Raw genomic sequence first — 16,715 nt, forward strand, 5'->3', positions numbered from 1 at the left:
GGCCACATACGGGCAGGCTTCCATCCAAGAAGGCAATTTCGATTTGGCGTTCTCCGTTACGACCTGGAATATCAATTCCGTCCGGCTCAGGCTTCCGCTGGTTCAGCATTTTCTCGAGACCGAAAAGCCCGATGTCCTGTGTTTGCAGGAAACCAAGTGTCCCAACGACGCATTTCCAAGCGCCGCCTTCCGCAAACTCGGCTATGAGCACCTCGCCATCCACGGCCAGAAGGGCTATCACGGCGTCGCCATCATCTCGCGCTTGCCGCTTTCCGATGACCGCCGGCAGACCTATTGCGCCATTGACGATACGCGGAATGTCTCGGCGGTGGTGGAGGCGCCCGGATCGAGGCGAATCCGCATCCATAATTTCTACGTGCCGGCAGGTGGCGACGAGCCGGACCGCGAGATCAATCCGAAATTCGGGCACAAGCTCGATTTCGTCGAGGAAATGAAGCTGCTGCATGCCGAGGCGGAGCTGGCTGAAGGGGTTTCCTCGATCCTGGTCGGCGACCTCAACATTGCGCCGCTGGAAACCGATGTTTGGTCGCACAAGCAGTTGCTGAAAGTGGTCAGCCATACCCCGGTCGAGACAGAAAACTTCCTAGCCATGCAGAAGGCTGGCGGCTGGGTCGACCTGATGCGGACGCATATTCCGCCGGAAGAGAAGATCTTCACCTGGTGGAGCTACCGGGCCAAGGACTGGGACGCGGCCGACCGGGGACGGCGGCTCGATCATGTCTGGTCGTCGGCAGACCTGGCGCCGGCGCTCAAACGCATCGACGTGCTGCGCGAAGCGCGCGGCTGGGAGCGGCCATCCGACCACGTGCCGGTGACGGCGCATTTCGATTTCTGAAGGCTGACTGACCGTGAAGCCGGTGGGGATCAGCCGGCGAAGCGCCCGGATATCCTGTCCAGATCGGCATTGAGCGCCGCCATGTTTTCCTCGATGCGTTGGCGGACGATGCCGGCAATGTCGGGATACTCTTCCAGCATGCGCCGGAACAGCGGCCGGTTGATGCGGATGACCTCGGCAGTGTCCGGCGCCATGGCAGTCATCGACCGGTCGACCGGTGTGACCATCGCCAGTTCGCCAAGCAATGTGCCGCGTTCGGCAAAACCGAGAGAGACCGGTCGGCCCTCCTTGCCGGTGCGTGACAACTCGAAACGTCCATCGGCGACCACGAAGGCGCAGTCGGCTGGCGTACCTTCCCGGAACAGCATCTGGCCAGCCTGCATCCTCCGGCGTTCGGCGCCGAACGCGATCAGCCGCAGCTTGTCCTCGCTGATGTCGCGGAACAGCGGGACGATCGACAGCAGGGCAATGTCGTCATTCAGGGCCACGGATGCACTCCTTGAAAGGCGATGTCGGGGAAAGCCGGCCGGGAGCCGGCCGGGCCGGCATCAGGGGATGATCTTGTAGCCACCGCTCTCGGTGACCAGGATCTCGGCGTTCGAGGGATCGGCCTCGATCTTCTGACGAAGGCGGTAGACGTGGGTTTCGAGCGTATGGGTGGTGACACCCGAATTGTAGCCCCAGACCTCCTCCAACAAAACGTCGCGGGTGACCACTTTCTGGTCGGCGCGGTAGAGATAGCGGATGATGGCGGCTTCCTTCTCCGTCAGCCGGATCTTGCCGCCCTTCTCGTCGAGCAGCAGTTTCTGGCTCGGCTTGAAGATGTAGGGACCGACGGTGAAGGTGGCATCCTCGCTCTGTTCGTGCTGGCGCAACTGCGCGCGGATGCGGGCCAGAAGCACCGCAAAGCGGAAGGGCTTGGTGACGTAGTCGTTGGCGCCGGCCTCAAGCCCGAGGATCGTGTCGGAGTCGGTATCGTGGCCGGTCAGCATGATGATCGGCGACTTGAAGCCGCCCTTGCGCAGTAGCTTCACCGCCTCGCGGCCATCCATGTCCGGCAGGCCGACATCCATGATCAGAAGATCGACATGCTCGCTCCTGGCCGCCTGCACACCCTTGGTGGCCGAAGATTCCTGCGAAATGGCAAATTCCTCGTAGAGCGAAAGCTGTTCGACGAGGGTTTCCCTCAGGTCATCGTCATCGTCTACCAGCAGGATCGAGCGAGCGGTCATTGCGGCTTCCTTCTTCATACAGGCTCAGTGCCGGTGCTTTCCGGCGCCACGGACGGTGTCCTATGGCATTGTGTTCCTGTTTAGGCACTTTCGGCGCAAGGGCAAAGTGCTAAATAGTCGTGTCCGCTCACAGCAGGAGCACTTGATCGTGAGGTCGATGTTACAGGAATCGCCGGCCAAACCGGTCCGGAACCGCATATTTTCGGTGCGGGTGTCGCCAACCAACCGGTTGCAGGCACTGGTCCGTTTCGGGCCGGTGACGCTCAGGGCGGCATTGGGGCGCGGTGGCGTGACCGCGCTCAAGCGCGAAGGCGATGGCGGCACGCCGCGCGGGACGATGGCCGTTCTGGCGGGCTTCCGCCGTGGCGGCATGCTGACGCCGGACAATGCCGGGCTGACATTGCATCGGACGGGACGCAGGGACGGCTGGTGCGACGCCCCTGGCCATGCGGCCTACAACAGGCATGTGCGGCTGCCGTTTCCCGCAAGCCATGAAACCCTGCTCCGTGATGACGTGCTCTATGATTTCGGTTTCGTGCTCGACTGGAACATCCGCTCGCGCCGGCGAGGCATGGGCAGCGCCATCTTCCTGCACGTGGCCAGGCCCGGGTTTCCACCAACGCAAGGCTGCATTGCGCTTGACCGCCGCGACATGCTCAGACTCATGCCGTTCATCAGGCGCGGCACGATCCTCCGTGTCGAATAGTGCGATCTGACCGGGATCAGACTCCGAACAGGCCGATGGTGAGGCCAATGCCGATCATCACCAGGAGCCAGTGCAGGCCGTCGATCAGTGTCAGATCCCAGCCATAGCCCTGGTAGCGCTGGTTGATCGACAGGGTGGTGAAGATGAAACCGGCCCAGATGAACAGTCCCGAGATCACCCCGTTCATCGGCGTCACCTGATCGAAACCGAGGTGACCGATGACACCGGCGGTGACGAAGGCCAGAATCAGCTCCATGACGAAGCTGTTGACCAGCAGCTCGATCATGGCGGGTTTGGGACCGGAAGCGTTGATCCGCGCCGCCTTCATCCATTGTTTGCTTAGGGTCGAATAGTAGACGGCGCCGATGGCGAATGCGACGATGGCCGCAACCAGGATCGCCAGATAATTCATGCCCGCGAAATTCATGAGCCTCTCCCGAAAAGATCGCTTTTATCACGGATTGCGGAATCAGGCAGAGATCAGCAGCGCCTTGGTTTCGAATTTTGGTTCATTTCGAGCGATTGATCGGGCAGTCTTATCGCGAGGTCTTTGATCGCTGTGCCTCGACATAAGACCGCAGTACCGCATTCATCCGCGTAAGATGCCCTTTTCCCTGGGCCTTGAAAAACTCAAGGACATCCGAATCGACACGCAGGCTGATGGCTTCCTTGGTCTTGGCATGATTGACCCGTTCGGCATCATCCCAGAATCCTTCCGGCAGCTCAGGCGCGGGTTCTGCCTTGATGGAAGGCTTCAATTCGCCGCGTTCCTTCATCCCGCGCAGGTCGCTAAGACTTCCAGTTTTCATATGTTTCCCGGTCACGCTGACCTCCTTTCCACGCGGTAATCAGGCGATAGACTTCATCCCTTTTGGTATAGACGACGATGTAGACCTCACCGTCAGACATGCCCAAAGCGATCATGCGTTTCTCGCCGTAATCCCTGCGCGTGTCTTCCTTTTCCAAAACACCATTTTCAAAAATCAGCGCTGCTTCCAGGAGGTCGACGCCGTGCTTTCTATATGTTTCAGCGCGCTTGGTTTCGTCCCATTCGAATTCCATTTCTTTACCCTCGAGGTAGATTTACCCATACCTCTCGGTCAAACAGTCATGTGGTCAGTTAGGCGAAATCGCCGCCGCGATGGCGTATGTATACACAATTCGTATATACAACACAATCAAATTTTCTTCCTATACGGTGAGCCGGAACACCGAGGTACGCTTGATCTCGCTGTCTTCCAGCGCGCGGGTGACCGGCACCATGTAGGTGGCGAGACAGTCCATCCCGTCGCGCGGACAATAGGAGCGGCCGGGATCGCCAACCAGCACCAGGGCGCCGCGTTTCGCCAGGTCCGAAAACCATGGGCGGATCGATGCGCTCATGGCCTGGTCGTAGAACACGTCGCCGGCAAGGACCACGTCCCAGCCAAGATCAGCCCCTATGAGGTCCGACTGGCTGATTTCGAACTCGACGCCGTTGGCCTGGGCATTGAGCCGGGCCGCGGTGGCAGACCAGGGATCGATGTCGGCGGCGGTTACCCGGGCCGCGCCTGAGAGCCTGGCGGCGATGGCAACGAGCCCGGATCCCGAGGCGAAATCGAGAACCGTCTTGCCCTGAACGAGATCCGGATGGTCGATCAGGTGCCGCGCCAGCCCCTGGCCGCCGGCCCAGGCAAAGGCCCAGAACGGCGGCGGCAGTCCGAGCGCGTCGAGCTCTTCCTCGGTCTTCAGCCACAGCTCATGGGCCTCATCGGCGAGATGCAGGCGGATCTCCGGCACATGCGGCGGCGCGCCGAGCGAGGTGTTGGCGCGGATGAAGCTCTCGGGGTCAGTTTTCATCAGCCTGCGCCGGGACCGGGCATCACCCGGCTCTCACTCCGGCGATCGCGGCGGGTTTTCGAGATTGCCCATGCGGCAGACCTCGAGATACTCTTCCTCGGTCACCGGCTGCACCGACAGCCGCATCGATGTCACCAGGCTCATCTGGGCCAGCTTCGGATTGGCCTTGACGTCCTTCAGCGTCACCGGTTTGGGCATGTCGCACACCGCGCGGATGTCAACGCATTCCCAGCGCGGGTCGTCGATGGTGGTGTCGGGGTGGGAAAGGGCGCAGACCTCAACGATGCCGACGACCTCCAGCCCCTCGTTGGAGTGGTAGAAGAAGCCCTTGTCACCGAGACTCATGGCGCGCATGTTGTTGCGGGCCTGGTAGTTGCGGATGCCGTCCCATTGTTCGCCGATCTTGCCCTTGGCCTTCTGCATCTCCCAGGACCATTTGAACGGCTCGGATTTGAACAACCAATAGGCCATCTCAAGCCTCCGGGTTCTTGAAGGTCCAGTTGAAGGCGCGAATCTCGACCGAGGCGAACAGGCCGGCCTTGGCATAGGGATCGCCGGCGGCGAGCGCCTCGGCTTCCTGCTTGTCGGCCGCCTGGATGATCCACAGGCTGCCGACCGGCTTTTCATCGTCGCCCAAGAGCGGTCCGGCGGTCTTCAGGATGCCCTTGGCTTCGAGGCTCTTGAGGTATTCGACGTGGGGCGGGCGTGTTGCCATCCGCAGCTCGAGCGAGTCAGGCTTGTCTTTGCACATCAGGACGAAATACATGAAATCTCCATCGGGTAGGGCGCCTGGCGCCAGGGTCGGGATCGCCGGTGGGGCGTGGCCGCATTCTATGCCTTGCCCGACCTTGCGATTCAATCCCGGTTCAGGTCAATAACGGGTCAGGCCTTTGCGCCGCGCTTGCCGTGGCCGAGCACGGCTGTGGCGGCCTGATCGAGTGGCCAGCGCGAGCGGGGGGCGAGATCCAGCCGATTGGCCGGAAGTCCTGCGGCCAGGCGTTCGGCGCCGGCCCAGGCGATCATGGCGGCGTTGTCGGTGCACAGGTTGAGCGGCGGCGCAATGAAGCGGAAACCGGCTTTTTCAGCGCGGTTCTCCAGCGTGGCGCGGATCGCCTTGTTGGCGGCGACGCCGCCGGCGACCACAAGTGCCGGCTTCGATCCGGTTCCGAAACGCTCTGTGAAGCGCTCCAGCGCCATGGCGATCCGGTCATCGATGCTTGCGGTGACCGAGGCCTGGAAGGCCAGGCACAGATCGGCGATGGTCTGCTGCGACAGCGGCGCCTGTTCCTCCGCCATCTGCCGCACGGCGGTCTTCAGGCCGGAGAAGGAGAAATCCAGCCGCGGGTCCTTTCGCATCGGCACCGGCAGCCGGAAGCGCTTCGGCTCACCCGAAAGGGCCGCATGTTCGACCGCAGGCCCGCCGGGATAGCCGAGACCGAGCAGCTTGGCGGTCTTGTCGAAGGCCTCGCCGAGCGCATCGTCGATGGTGGTGCCCCAGCGTTCATAGTCGTTGACGCCCTTGACCAGCACGATCTGGGTGTGGCCGCCCGACACCAGCAGCAGCAGATAGGGAAAGGCGACATTGTCGGTGAGGCGGGCGGTCAGCGCATGGCCCTCGAGATGGTTGATGCCGAGAAAGGGCTTGTCCGCCGCCATGGCGATGGCCTTGGCTGTCATCAGCCCGACCATCAGTCCGCCGATCAGCCCCGGTCCCGAGGTAACCGCGACCGCATCGATGCCCGCGAGCGGTACCCCGCTTTCTGAAAGCGCCTGCTCGACCAGCCGGTCGAGCGTCGAGACATGCGAGCGGGCGGCAAGTTCGGGCACCACGCCGCCAAAGGCCGAATGCAGATCGAGCTGGCTCAGCACCACGTCGGAAAGGATTTCGCCGGTGCCGTCGGCAAAGCGGCGGACGACGGACGCGGCGGTCTCGTCGCAGCTTGTCTCGATTCCCAGAATATCCATGCTGCCGGTGGTCATGCCCGTCCCTGTTGTCGGCGCTGCATCGTCCGTATCCCGCCGGGTGCGTACGATGTGAATGCCTTGATGTGACGCCTGCAAGCCAGCGTCCGAATGTTGCGCTCGGGAGATGATCCCGGTACCTGTCTGTCGGTAACAACGGATCGGATGTCTTGCAAATGAAACCTTATCGCATCGGTACCCGCGGCAGTCCGCTTGCCCTGGCGCAGGCGCACGAAACCCGAGCCCGGCTGATGGCGGCGCACACGCTGCCCGAGGATGCATTCGAGATCGTGGTGCTGTCGACCAAGGGCGACCGGGTCACCGACCGGCCGCTGTCGGAGATCGGCGGCAAGGGGCTGTTCACCGAGGAGCTCGAGGAGCAGCTGAGCGACGGACGGCTCGATCTGGCGGTGCATTCATCGAAGGACATGCCGACCGTGCTGCCCGAAGGCCTCGGCCTGGTGGCCTTTCTCGAGCGCGAGGATGTGCGCGACGCCTTTATCGGCCGCGCCGCGCCCCGGCTCGAAGACCTGCCGCAAAATGCCGTGGTCGGGTCCTCGTCATTGAGGCGGCAGGCACTGATCCGGCGGCTGCGGCCGGATCTTTCGGTCATCACCTTCAGGGGCCAGGTGGAAACACGGCTGCGCAAGCTTGATGAGGGGCAGGTCGACGCGACGCTCTTGGCGCATGCCGGGCTGAAGCGGCTCGGCAATACCGGCGTGATCACCGAATTGCTCGATCCCGAAAGCTTCCCGCCGGCGCCGGGTCAGGGTGCCATCTGCATCGAGGCCAGGACCGGCGACCAACGGATCACTGATTTGTTGGCGCCGATCAACCATGCCGACACACAGGCAGCACTTCTGTGTGAGCGGGCGTTCCTCGGCGCGCTTGACGGCTCCTGCCGCACGCCGATTGCCGGGCTAGCAAGGATCTCCGAGGGCCGGATTTCGTTCTACGGCATGATTCTGACACCCGACGGCTCGGTCTGGCACGACATCCGCGCCGAGGGTCCGGTCGGCGATGCCGCTCAACTCGGCGCCGCCGCGGGCGCGGAGGTGCGCGGCAAGGCGGCCAGCGGCTTTTTCGACAGCTGGGCCTGAGGCCGGGCCGATGCGCGTTCTGGTGACGCGGCCGGAACCTGGGGGACAACGCACTGCCGAGCGGCTCGCCGGACTGGGTCACGATCCGGTGCGTATGCCCCTGTTCGAAACCGTTGTCACGGCCAGGCCCGGCGATCTGCCTCCCGCGGAGACCATTTCGGGGTTGATCGCCACCAGCGCCCGCGCCTTCGCCATGTTCGGGCAGGGCGGCGTGTCCGGAACAGGGCTTGCCGGCGTGCCGGTTTACACCGTGGGGCCTGCCACGGCGCAGGCCGCGCGGGATGCGGGATTTCTCCATGTCGAGGGAGCCGGCGGGACGGCGAAGGCGCTCTCGGAGTCCCTGATCCGTCTTCGGTCGCAAGATGTGACCGGCGGGGAGGCGAGCGGTCCGGGGGTCCGGAAAGGTGCCTTGGTCTATCTGGCCGGTGTGCCGCGCACGGCTGTCATCGAGACGGCGCTCGAGGCGGATGAACCCGGTTCCCGGGTGATCGATTGCTACAGAATGGCAGAAATAAGTTATTCGACTGACATTTTAAAATCGGACTTTTTGTCGCCGCCGCCCGATGTCGTCATGCTGTATTCGGCCAATGCGGCGCGGCGGCTTTCGGCTCTGTTGGACGCCGCAAACCTTGCCGGATGCCTTGATTCCACTCGTTTTCTCTGCCTCTCGCCGGCGATCGCGAGCCAGCTGCGCAAGACCTGGCAAGACCGATCGGTTGTTGCCGGGCGCCCGGATGAGGACAGCCTGCTTGCATCGCTTGCCGGGTTGGGATGATTTGCCGGAACCACCGCCACGGTTTGAGCGTATTGCGACCAAAGGCTGCGCAAGACCAGCCGCGCCAAACCAGACCATTCAGGAGATGCCATGAGCAAGGGCCCCACCCCGCGACACTCCAAGTCGCCGAAGCCTGTCACCATCGACCTCGACGCCACCGATGTGACGCCGAAGGGCGAGGCCGCGACAACCAAGTCGTCGGCGACGGGGCCGGCTGTCGGCAGGACGCCCGATCCGGTGGACCCGGAGAACTCCGGCGGCCAGGCAGCAGATACGGCGAGAACCGCATCGGCAGGCGGCAGCGACAGCGCTTCCAGGCCAGAAGCCGCGGCGAAGGCCGAGACAGCGAGCGCCTCCGGGCCGGCCAAGACAACGGATCCCGCGAAGGCGCCGGATCCCGCCAGGACGACGACGGATCAGAAGGACGCGAAGGCCAGTGCTGCGGCGGCAAAGCCGGAAACATCGGGTTCGACGGGTTCGGCGAATGCCAAACCCGCCGCTGCCCCCGCCAAGAACGGCGGCGGTCTCGGCATGGTGATGTCCGGCCTGATTGGTGCCGTGATCGCGCTTGGCGGCGGCTATGCGCTTCAAGCCGGCGGGATGTTGCCGGCCCCTGGCGCCGGTGGCGATCCGGTTGCCCCAGTGGCGTCGAAGGTTGATGCCCTTTCCTCCCAGCTCGAAACGCTGACGCAGCAGATGTCCGCGTCCGCCTCGCAGGGCGGCTCCGAGCTGCCGGCCGAGCTTTCCGCCCGTCTCGATGGTCTTGAAGCCGCTGTTGCCAAAGCGGGAGCAGGGAGCGGCGACGACCCGGCGGCGCTCGCCGCACTTGAAGATCGGTTTGCCGGTCTCGAGGGCAAGATCGCCGCGCTTGCGGAGGCAGGCACGGCGGCTGCCCCGGACCCGGAACTGACGGCACAAATGAACGAGCTCAGGGCCGCCCAGAGCGGTGTTCAGAGCGCAATTGCCGAGCTTCGGTCCAGCACCGACACGCTTGCAAGCAAGATCAGCGAGCTGGAACAGGGCCAGCAGGAGCTTTCGGCGCAGGTCGATGCGCCATCGCGGCAGATCGACCTGGCGCGGGCCATCGCAGCAGCCGGCCTCAAGTCGGCGATTGACCGGGGCGGGCCGTTCATGAGCGAGCTCGAGGCCTTCGCCTCGGTGGCGCCGGACGATCCGGCGGTTGCCGAACTGAGGGATCTTGCCGCACGCGGCGTTCCCAGCCGCGCCGAGCTGGTTGCCGGGTTTTCCGATGCCGCAAGCAAGGCGATTGCCGCGGCCGATCCGGGTGACCCGCAGGCCGGGCTGGTGGACCGGCTGATGTCTAGCGCCATGTCGGTGGTCAAGGTGCGCAAGGTCGGCGACGTTGCGGGCGACAGCGCCGAGGCGATCGTCGCCCGCGCCGAAACGCGGCTCATCAACGGCGATCTCGAGGCGGCGCTGACCGAATGGAACACGCTGCCCGAAGCCTCCCGCGCGGCCACATCGGAATATGGCGAAGCGCTGGCGGCGCGCGCCCGCTCCGAAAAGCTGATCGCCGCGGCCATGGCGCCATCGGCAACTTCCGCAGCCCCGGCCAACTAGGAGATCCAGGATGATCCGCTTGCTATTCTATGTTGTCCTGGTTTCGGCCCTTGCCTTCGGTTTTGCCTGGCTTGCCGACCGGCCGGGCGATCTGTCCATCGTCTGGCAGGACCGCCAGATCGAAATGTCGCTGATGACGGCCGTCACCATGGTCGTTTCGCTGGTCGCGGCCATCATGATCACATGGTGGCTGATCCGCACGATCCTCTATTCCCCGCGCACCGTTGCCCGTTATTTCCGGGCCAGCAAGCGCGACCGCGGCTACCAGGCCCTGTCGACCGGCCTGCTGGCGGCCGGTGCGGGCGATGCGGCGATGGCCCGCAAGATGAACAAGCGCACCAAGGGCTTGCTCAATGCCGACCAGGAGCCGCTGATTCATCTGCTTGATGTGCAGGCGGCGCTGATCGAGGGTCACCACGATGAAGCCCGCAAGCTGTTCGAGGCGATGGCTGAGGATCCGGAAACGAAGCTTCTTGGTCTGAGGGGGCTTTATCTGGAGGCCCAGCGCCAGGGCGCGGACGAGGCGGCGCAGCATTATGCCGAAACCGCGGCCGAACAGGCGCCGCACCTGCCATGGGCGGGTGCCGCCGCACTGTCCTACCGGACACGGGAAGGCAAATGGGACGAGGCGCTGCAACTCCTGGAACGGCAGCGCCAGGCCGGCACGATCGAGGCCAAGGCCGCCGACCGCACCAAGGCCGTGCTTCTGACCGCCCGCGCACGCGACCATGTCGACAGCGATCCGTCGTCGGCCCGCGACGATGCGCTCAACGCGCTGAAACTGGCGCCGGCATTCCCGCCGGCCGCGGTGATTGCGACAAAGGCGCTGCTGCGCCAGGACAATCTGCGCAAGGCCGCGAGGATCCTGGAAACCGCCTGGAAGGCCAGTCCGCATCCGGAAATAGCCGAGGCCTATGTGCGGGCGCGCGTCGGCGACACCTCCGCCGACCGGCTGAAGCGGGCCGAACGGCTTGAGAAACTCAAGCCGCTCAATCCGCAGTCGTTTGACGTGGTGGCACGCGCAGCGCTCGAGGCCCGCCGTTTCGACCTTGCCCGGGAAAAGGCCGAAGCCTCCGCGCGGCTTCAGCCCTGCGAAGGCATCTACCTGCTGCTCGCCGACATCGAGGAAGCCGAGACCGGTGACCAGGGCCGTGTCCGCCACTGGTTGAGCCAGGCGGTTCGCGCGCCGCGTGATCCGGCCTGGACGGCGGACGGCTATGTATCGGAGACATGGGAGCCGGTTTCTCCGGTCAGCGGCAAGCTCGACGCCTTCGAATGGAAGGTTCCGGTCGAGCAGCTGGCGGGCCCGAGCCTCGACAACCAGCCTCCGGCACAGGCCTTTGACCGGGCGATGGCCAGCCTGCCGCCGATCCGCGAGACTGCGGCTCCGGAAACGTCAACCCCGATCGCCGATCCGCTGGTCGAAGCCGTGGCGCCGGCGGAAAATGCAGGCGAGGCCCCCAGGCCCGGCGGCGCCAGCAAGCCCGCCGCCGTGATCGACGCGGAGGTGGTGTCGGGCTCGGCGCCGGTCGTCGCGAAAGCCAACGGATCGGGAGCGGCGAGCAAGGACTCCCCGGCTGTGGTGAAGCAAGGTGAACTGGATGCCGCCGAGGAGAAGACAGCTCTCGAGGCGGCAGCGGACGACGCCGATGACGGGATCGAAAAGAAGTCCCAGGAAGAACCGGCGAAACCCGACCCCGAAGCCGAAGCCCGCGCGAAGGAGGAGAGCTTCCTGACCCACCGGCCGGACGATCCGGGGATCGATGTCAATGCCGAGCCCGAAAAGCCCGGACGTTTCCGGCTGTTCTGAACCGGTGTTGAGAAGGATAGCGAATGCTTGATCAGATACGCGCCTTTCTGGGCAGTCTGCGCGACGGAAACCAGCGCAAGGCGGATGCCAGCAATCCCGATGTCGCCGCCGTGGCGCTGTTCTTTCATGTTATCGGCGCAGACGGGGTGGTCGATGAAGTCGAATCGGAGAAACTCCGGGAGCTGATAGTCCAGGAGTACGATCTCAGCGGCGACGAGATGCGGGAGCTCATCGAAGCGGGACAGCAGGCTGATCGTGAAGCGGTGGATCTCTACCAGTTCACCAGCATCCTCAACCGCTCGCTGGAGCCGGATGCAAAGGTTCATTTCATCGAGCTGTTGTGGAACCTGGCCTATGCCGATGGCCATCGGCATGAGCTTGAAGACCACGTGGTCTGGCGGATTGCCGACCTGATGGGCGTGTCGAGCCGCGACCGGGTGCTGGCCCGCCAGCGGGCGCTTGCGGCCGCGGGTCTCGGTGACGCAGAGGAAGCGGGCGACAGCGACTGAGATCTGGCCGGCCCTATCTTGGCAACTGCCTCGAAGCGCAGATCCTGGTCAACCTTCTGAGGCGCCGCCCGGTGCCCAGAACGGCCGTGCGAATCCGGAGGGCGGCTGGTCTAAGATGCGGCGCTGCTTGCTTGGCTCAAGCCGTTCCTGGGCCGGATTTTTCCGGCTGATCCTGTCCTGCCCTGAGGGCTGCCCGGCTTTCCTCGGCGTCGCGGTCGAGCGACTGGATCTGTCTGAGCTGCGGGAAGCCGAAACTCCAGGCCAATGCCACGGCCAGCGTCCCGGCGCCGCCGATCACCACGGCTGCCACCGGACCGATCAGCGAGGCCATGACGCCTGCGCGGAATTCGCCCAGCTCGTTGGAGGCGCCGATGAACACCATGTTGACGGCGCTGACCCGGCCGCGCAGCTCGTCCGGTGTCCACAACTGCACCAGGCTCTGGCGAACATAGACCGAAATCATGTCGGAGGCGCCCATGACGATCAGCGCGGCCATGGTCAGCGGCAGGGATTTCGACAAGCCGAACACCACAGTCGCCGCTCCGAACACGCCGACGGCAATGAACATGGCCCGCCCGGCATGCCTGCGGATCGGCCGCGAGGCGAGAAAGATTGCCATGCCGATGGCGCCGATGCCGGGGCTGGCGCGCAGCAGGCCGAGCCCCCAGGGACCGAGCTCTAGCACATCGCGGGCAAACACCGGCATCAGGGCGATGGCGCCGCCGAGCAGCACGGCAAACATGTCGAGCGAGATGGCGCCGAGCACGATCTTCTGGTTGCGGACATAGCTGAACCCGGCCATGAGGGTTTTCCAGCTCTGGCCTTCGCCGCGCGAGCGCTGCAGCGGCGGTGGTACCAAAGCGATGGCAATGATCGCGGCGGCGAAGAAGAAACAGGCCGTCAGGTAGGGTACTGTTGCACCCAGCCCGTAGAGCAGGCCGCCGGCGACCGGGCCGACGATGGTCGCGGTCTGCCAGGAGGTCGAGTTCCAGGCAATCGCATTGGGCAGGTCCCTGGCGGGCACCAGGTTGGGCGCGAGCGACTGCGAGGCCGGGGCGAAAAATGCCCGCGAGATGCCGATGACCAGCAGCACGGCGAAGATCGGCAGCGGCGAGGTGAGACCCTGCCAGGCGAAGAACACCAATACCAGCGCCGACAGGCCGATGACGATCTCGCAGATCAGCATGATGGTACGGCGGCCATAGCGGTCGGCGGCCGCACCGGTGAACAGGATCAGCACCAGTGCCGGCAGAAACTGGATCAGTCCGACCAGCCCGAGATCGAAGGGATCGCGCGTCAGATCGTAGATCTGCCAGCCGACCGAGACGCTGATGATCTGCAGGGCAAAGGTCGACAGGAACCGGGCCGTAAAATAGAGCGTGAAGGCGCGGTGGCGGAAGGCGGCATAACGGTCGTCCGCGGGAGCAGGGGATGGCATGGGCTTCGTCCGGTTGGTGCGCGCCGAGCTATACACGAACCGGAGAGCAGCGCCATCATCTTGTGGCGTGTGAATCGCGCCTTAACCCTGCCGGATCATCGGGGCGGCGGTGCTCTTGCCGCTGGCGTCTTGAGTGTCTACATGTCTGTCACGCTAGGGCATTCCCGGTGAAAACGGAATCACCGAAAATGCCCTAGCTTATTGTTTTCACGCACTTCCGGACGCGAAACCGGTTCTCACTTTCGCTGGAATTGCTCTAGGAACAGCCGGAGAATCTTATGATTGCAGTGTTTTCAACCATCGACATGGTTCTGGGTCTCTACACCTGGATCATCATCGGCAGCGCCATCTTCTCCTGGCTTTACGCCTTCAACGTGGTCAATCCGAACAACCGTTTCGTCGGCATGATCGGCGAGTTCCTCTACAAGGCGACGGAACCGGCGCTCAGGCCGATCCGCCGGATCATTCCGGATCTCGGCGGGCTCGATATTTCACCGATCGTGCTGCTGATCGCGATCTTTTTCGTGCGCACCTTCCTTGCGACATCGATCGCACCGATGTTCTTCTGAGCGGCTGGTACAAGATCACCGGCAGCGGCGCCGAGCTTGCGGTCCGGCTGACGCCTGCCGCCTCGCTCGACCGGATCGAGGGTCTGGTCGAGGATGCGGCCGGCGCCGTGCGGCTGAAGGCGCGGGTGCGGGCCGTGGCTGAAAACAACAAGGCCAATCGCGCGCTTGAAAAGCTCATCGCCAAACAGCTCAGGATCGGAAAGACCGCGGTCCGCGTGATCTCCGGCGAGACAAGCCGATCGAAAATCATCCGTATTGACGGCGATCCGTCGCAGCTGGCCGCTGCACTCGAGACTTTGGCCGGCTGAAACGCATCGCGCCGCCGGTCCGGGGGACAAGTGGCGCGAGGACTTGGTCAGATGACCATTTCTGATGACGGGCGGTTTCAGCCCTTGGCCTTGGCCCGGTCGATAGCTTCCGTGATCAGCTGGCGAGCAACCTTTGCATCGCGCCAGCCGCCGATCTTGACCCACTTGCCGGGTTCGAGATCCTTGTAGTGCTCGAAAAAGTGCTCGATCTGCTGCAGGGTGATTTCCGGCATGTCGGTGTAGTCTTCCACCCCGGCATAGCGCTGGGTCAGGTGCGGCGATGGCACGGCGATGATCTTCTCGTCCTGGCCGGCATTGTCTTCCATGATCAGAACGCCGATCGGGCGGACATTGATGACGCAGCCCGGGACCAGCGGCCTTGTGTTGCAGACCAGAACGTCGATCGGGTCGCCGTCGTCCGACAGGGTATGCGGAACGAAACCGTAGTTCCCTGGATAGGTCATCGGCGTGTAGAGGAAGCGGTCGACGACCAGTGTTCCGGCTTCCTTGTCCATCTCGTACTTGATCGGCTGACCGCCGACCGGCACCTCGATGATCACGTTGACGTCTTCTGGCGTGTTGTTGCCAATGGCGATTGCATCGATACGCATCTGACATCCTTTGAGGCTAAGCGCTGACGTTGGGGGTTCGATACTGGCATTTGTGGTGCAACGCAACATAAGCCATGCTGTTTTCGCCCATATGGGCTTCGAATTTTTTGATTCCGGCGCAAGCAACCGGTACCATAGTCTCAGATTTCAAGCAGGAGCAGCCCGATGTTACCACGTACAAGCCTGTTGGCCGCGGCCATGGTCCTGGCCTTTGCGCCGGGGTCGGCGCTGGCCAATTCGAGCGCCTACACCGATCTCGACCCGGATCTGACAGGCTGCGAGACCATCACGAGCGACAACATCGGCGGCGTCTGGAAATGCCAAGGCTACCGGGACTATCCGTTCTACTTCAAGGAAGGCGATCTGCGGGCTTCGGTGTTTTTCGGCCCGATCCTGCAACTGCTTATCGACGAAGGCTTCGAAACCTTCGGCCCATTCAACTCGCCCGGCAAGAAGATCGAGTGGCGGCTGGACGACAGAGGCAAGCCTATTGCCGCGATCCTGCGCTATTTCATCTCGGATCCTGAGGGTTCGGGGAACGGTGGCCAGGTACTGGTGATCTCCCGTGTCGCCCAGGCGGATGACGGCCTTTCCTGCGTGGTCGGCTATGTCGACGCGCGGTCCAACAAGAACGCCAACGAACTGGCAAGGAAGGTCGCCGATCAGGACGCGGCGGACTTCGCCTGCGGCTACAACGAAGCCCTATGGCACGGGAAAAGAGGAGCCTCGGCGGGCATGACGTCAAGCTACCTGCCGGAAAGCCTGAAACAGGAATGAAGCCGGTTGCAGGCCCGGCAGTCCGGGTCAGTTCCAGACGAAGGCGAGTTTCTTGAGGGTCTTGCCGTCAAAAGTCTCGTGGCCTTCGGCCACGTCGCGGCCGCCCTGGAAGCGGTAGAAGTCCACGGCGGAAAGGTTTTCTTCGAGGCACCAGACGACGACGCCCTTGCAGCCGAGCGATTCCAGCAGGTGCCTGGCCTCGGTAAACAGCCGCTTGCCCAGCCCGACGCCCTGGTATTCCGGCTTCAGGTAGAGCTCGTAGATTTCGCCTTCTTGCGGCAGGGAGCGGGCCCGGTTGAGGCCCAGCGTGGCGTAGCCGGCCACCGTGCCTCCGACATCGAGCACCAGGATCGAGGTCGAGCCGCGCACGGCGCGCTTCCACCAGCCGACATTGCGGCGCTCCAGCATGTGCCGGAGGGACTTGTAGGGCAGGATGCCGGAATAGGCATGGCTCCATGCCGCGCGATGGGTACCGGCGATGGCTTCCGCGTCCTGCGGCTCGGCGTGCCGTATGTCGATCGTTAACGTGCTCATGCGCTCACACTACCGCTCATGGTATGTCCGAAGAAGCCACATGCGGCCTTCTCCGGCTTCTGCCCACAGCATTGTTCTGTGGACTGCGTGAGGTGAGTTAACCGTTTG

General features: G+C 63.7%; 22 protein-coding genes. 10 read left to right on the forward strand and 12 right to left on the reverse strand.

Annotation, left to right across the window (positions count from 1 at the left end; genetic code table 11):
* Positions 1-43: 43 nt before the first annotated feature.
* Positions 44-856, forward strand: coding sequence for an exodeoxyribonuclease III (locus O4H62_RS11885; protein WP_269388041.1), 813 nt, complete (start codon positions 44-46; stop codon positions 854-856).
* Between the two features lie 29 nt (positions 857-885).
* Here O4H62_RS11885 and O4H62_RS11890 read toward each other — a convergent pair whose 3' ends face one another.
* Positions 886-1,344, reverse strand: coding sequence for a cyclic nucleotide-binding domain-containing protein (locus O4H62_RS11890; RefSeq protein WP_269388043.1), 459 nt, complete (start codon positions 1,342-1,344; stop codon positions 886-888).
* Positions 1,345-1,404: 60 nt separating this feature from the next.
* On the reverse strand, positions 1,405-2,088 hold the full coding sequence (locus tag O4H62_RS11895; protein ID WP_269388045.1) for a response regulator transcription factor: 684 nt from the start codon (positions 2,086-2,088) through the stop codon (positions 1,405-1,407).
* 157 nt (positions 2,089-2,245) lie between these two features.
* Here O4H62_RS11895 and O4H62_RS11900 point away from each other — a divergent pair, with 157 nt between their 5' ends.
* The gene (locus O4H62_RS11900) at positions 2,246-2,794 is read left to right on the forward strand and encodes a L,D-transpeptidase family protein (RefSeq protein ID WP_269388586.1); all 549 of its coding nucleotides are present in this window, start codon (positions 2,246-2,248) and stop codon (positions 2,792-2,794) included.
* A 16-nt stretch (positions 2,795-2,810) separates the two neighbouring features.
* On the opposite strand, the gene O4H62_RS11905 is transcribed toward O4H62_RS11900, so the two are convergent.
* From O4H62_RS11905 to tsaD, 7 genes are all read right to left on the reverse strand, one after another.
* Positions 2,811-3,221 carry a DUF1761 domain-containing protein gene (locus tag O4H62_RS11905; RefSeq protein ID WP_269388047.1) on the reverse strand — a complete coding sequence of 137 codons (411 nt, stop codon included), beginning with the start codon at positions 3,219-3,221 and terminating at the stop codon, positions 2,811-2,813.
* Between the two features lie 109 nt (positions 3,222-3,330).
* Positions 3,331-3,618: a BrnA antitoxin family protein gene (locus O4H62_RS11910; protein ID WP_269388048.1), complete on the reverse strand. Its 288-nt coding sequence runs from the start codon at positions 3,616-3,618 to the stop codon at positions 3,331-3,333.
* The gene (locus O4H62_RS11915) at positions 3,584-3,856 is read right to left on the reverse strand and encodes a BrnT family toxin (RefSeq protein ID WP_269388049.1); all 273 of its coding nucleotides are present in this window, start codon (positions 3,854-3,856) and stop codon (positions 3,584-3,586) included. The genes O4H62_RS11910 and O4H62_RS11915 overlap by 35 nt, the downstream gene beginning before the upstream one ends.
* Positions 3,857-3,985: 129 nt before the next feature.
* Positions 3,986-4,633, reverse strand: coding sequence for a class I SAM-dependent methyltransferase (locus O4H62_RS11920; protein WP_269388051.1), 648 nt, complete (start codon positions 4,631-4,633; stop codon positions 3,986-3,988).
* A 33-nt stretch (positions 4,634-4,666) separates the two neighbouring features.
* Positions 4,667-5,104 carry an EVE domain-containing protein gene (locus O4H62_RS11925; RefSeq protein WP_269388052.1) on the reverse strand — a complete coding sequence of 146 codons (438 nt, stop codon included), beginning with the start codon at positions 5,102-5,104 and terminating at the stop codon, positions 4,667-4,669.
* 1 nt (position 5,105) lies between these two features.
* On the reverse strand, positions 5,106-5,399 hold the full coding sequence (locus tag O4H62_RS11930; protein ID WP_269388053.1) for a YciI family protein: 294 nt from the start codon (positions 5,397-5,399) through the stop codon (positions 5,106-5,108).
* 116 nt (positions 5,400-5,515) lie between these two features.
* A complete protein-coding gene (gene tsaD / locus O4H62_RS11935) occupies positions 5,516-6,598 on the reverse strand; it encodes a tRNA (adenosine(37)-N6)-threonylcarbamoyltransferase complex transferase subunit TsaD (RefSeq protein ID WP_269388588.1) in 1,083 nt (360 codons plus the stop codon).
* A gap of 167 nt (positions 6,599-6,765) precedes the next feature.
* Between tsaD and hemC the strand changes: the two genes are divergently transcribed.
* The 5 genes from hemC to O4H62_RS11960 all read left to right on the forward strand — a co-directional run bounded on the left by hemC (position 6,766) and on the right by O4H62_RS11960 (position 12,370).
* The gene (gene hemC, locus O4H62_RS11940) at positions 6,766-7,695 is read left to right on the forward strand and encodes a hydroxymethylbilane synthase (protein ID WP_269388055.1); all 930 of its coding nucleotides are present in this window, start codon (positions 6,766-6,768) and stop codon (positions 7,693-7,695) included.
* Positions 7,696-7,705: 10 nt separating this feature from the next.
* A complete protein-coding gene (locus O4H62_RS11945; RefSeq protein WP_269388056.1) occupies positions 7,706-8,470 on the forward strand; it encodes a uroporphyrinogen-III synthase in 765 nt (254 codons plus the stop codon).
* Between the two features lie 90 nt (positions 8,471-8,560).
* A complete protein-coding gene (locus O4H62_RS11950; protein WP_269388058.1) occupies positions 8,561-10,051 on the forward strand; it encodes a COG4223 family protein in 1,491 nt (496 codons plus the stop codon).
* A 10-nt stretch (positions 10,052-10,061) separates the two neighbouring features.
* Entirely contained in the window at positions 10,062-11,861 is a 1,800-nt protein-coding gene (locus tag O4H62_RS11955) for a heme biosynthesis protein HemY (protein ID WP_269388059.1), read from the forward strand.
* Positions 11,862-11,884: 23 nt separating this feature from the next.
* Positions 11,885-12,370 (forward strand): TerB family tellurite resistance protein, encoded by a 486-nt coding sequence (locus tag O4H62_RS11960; RefSeq protein ID WP_269388061.1) that lies wholly within the window; start codon positions 11,885-11,887, stop codon positions 12,368-12,370.
* Positions 12,371-12,506: 136 nt separating this feature from the next.
* Here O4H62_RS11960 and O4H62_RS11965 read toward each other — a convergent pair whose 3' ends face one another.
* Entirely contained in the window at positions 12,507-13,808 is a 1,302-nt protein-coding gene (locus O4H62_RS11965; RefSeq protein WP_269388063.1) for an MFS transporter, read from the reverse strand.
* A gap of 278 nt (positions 13,809-14,086) precedes the next feature.
* Here O4H62_RS11965 and O4H62_RS11970 point away from each other — a divergent pair, with 278 nt between their 5' ends.
* Complete coding sequence (locus O4H62_RS11970; protein WP_269388065.1) at positions 14,087-14,377, forward strand: YggT family protein; 291 nt, start codon at positions 14,087-14,089, stop codon at positions 14,375-14,377.
* Positions 14,378-14,391: 14 nt separating this feature from the next.
* On the forward strand, positions 14,392-14,685 hold the full coding sequence (locus O4H62_RS11975) for a DUF167 family protein (protein ID WP_331284462.1): 294 nt from the start codon (positions 14,392-14,394) through the stop codon (positions 14,683-14,685).
* Positions 14,686-14,762: 77 nt separating this feature from the next.
* Here the strand turns inward: O4H62_RS11975 and ppa are convergent, their stop codons facing one another.
* Positions 14,763-15,296: an inorganic diphosphatase gene (gene ppa, locus O4H62_RS11980; RefSeq protein WP_269388067.1), complete on the reverse strand. Its 534-nt coding sequence runs from the start codon at positions 15,294-15,296 to the stop codon at positions 14,763-14,765.
* Between the two features lie 165 nt (positions 15,297-15,461).
* Between ppa and O4H62_RS11985 the strand changes: the two genes are divergently transcribed.
* A complete protein-coding gene (locus O4H62_RS11985) occupies positions 15,462-16,073 on the forward strand; it encodes a hypothetical protein (protein ID WP_269388069.1) in 612 nt (203 codons plus the stop codon).
* A gap of 27 nt (positions 16,074-16,100) precedes the next feature.
* Here O4H62_RS11985 and O4H62_RS11990 read toward each other — a convergent pair whose 3' ends face one another.
* On the reverse strand, positions 16,101-16,607 hold the full coding sequence (locus tag O4H62_RS11990) for a GNAT family N-acetyltransferase (RefSeq protein ID WP_269388071.1): 507 nt from the start codon (positions 16,605-16,607) through the stop codon (positions 16,101-16,103).
* Positions 16,608-16,715: the final 108 nt, after the last annotated feature.

This window comes from Parahoeflea alexandrii (assembly GCF_027214025.1).
Classification (GTDB): Bacteria; Pseudomonadota; Alphaproteobacteria; order Rhizobiales; family Rhizobiaceae; genus Hoeflea; species Hoeflea alexandrii_A.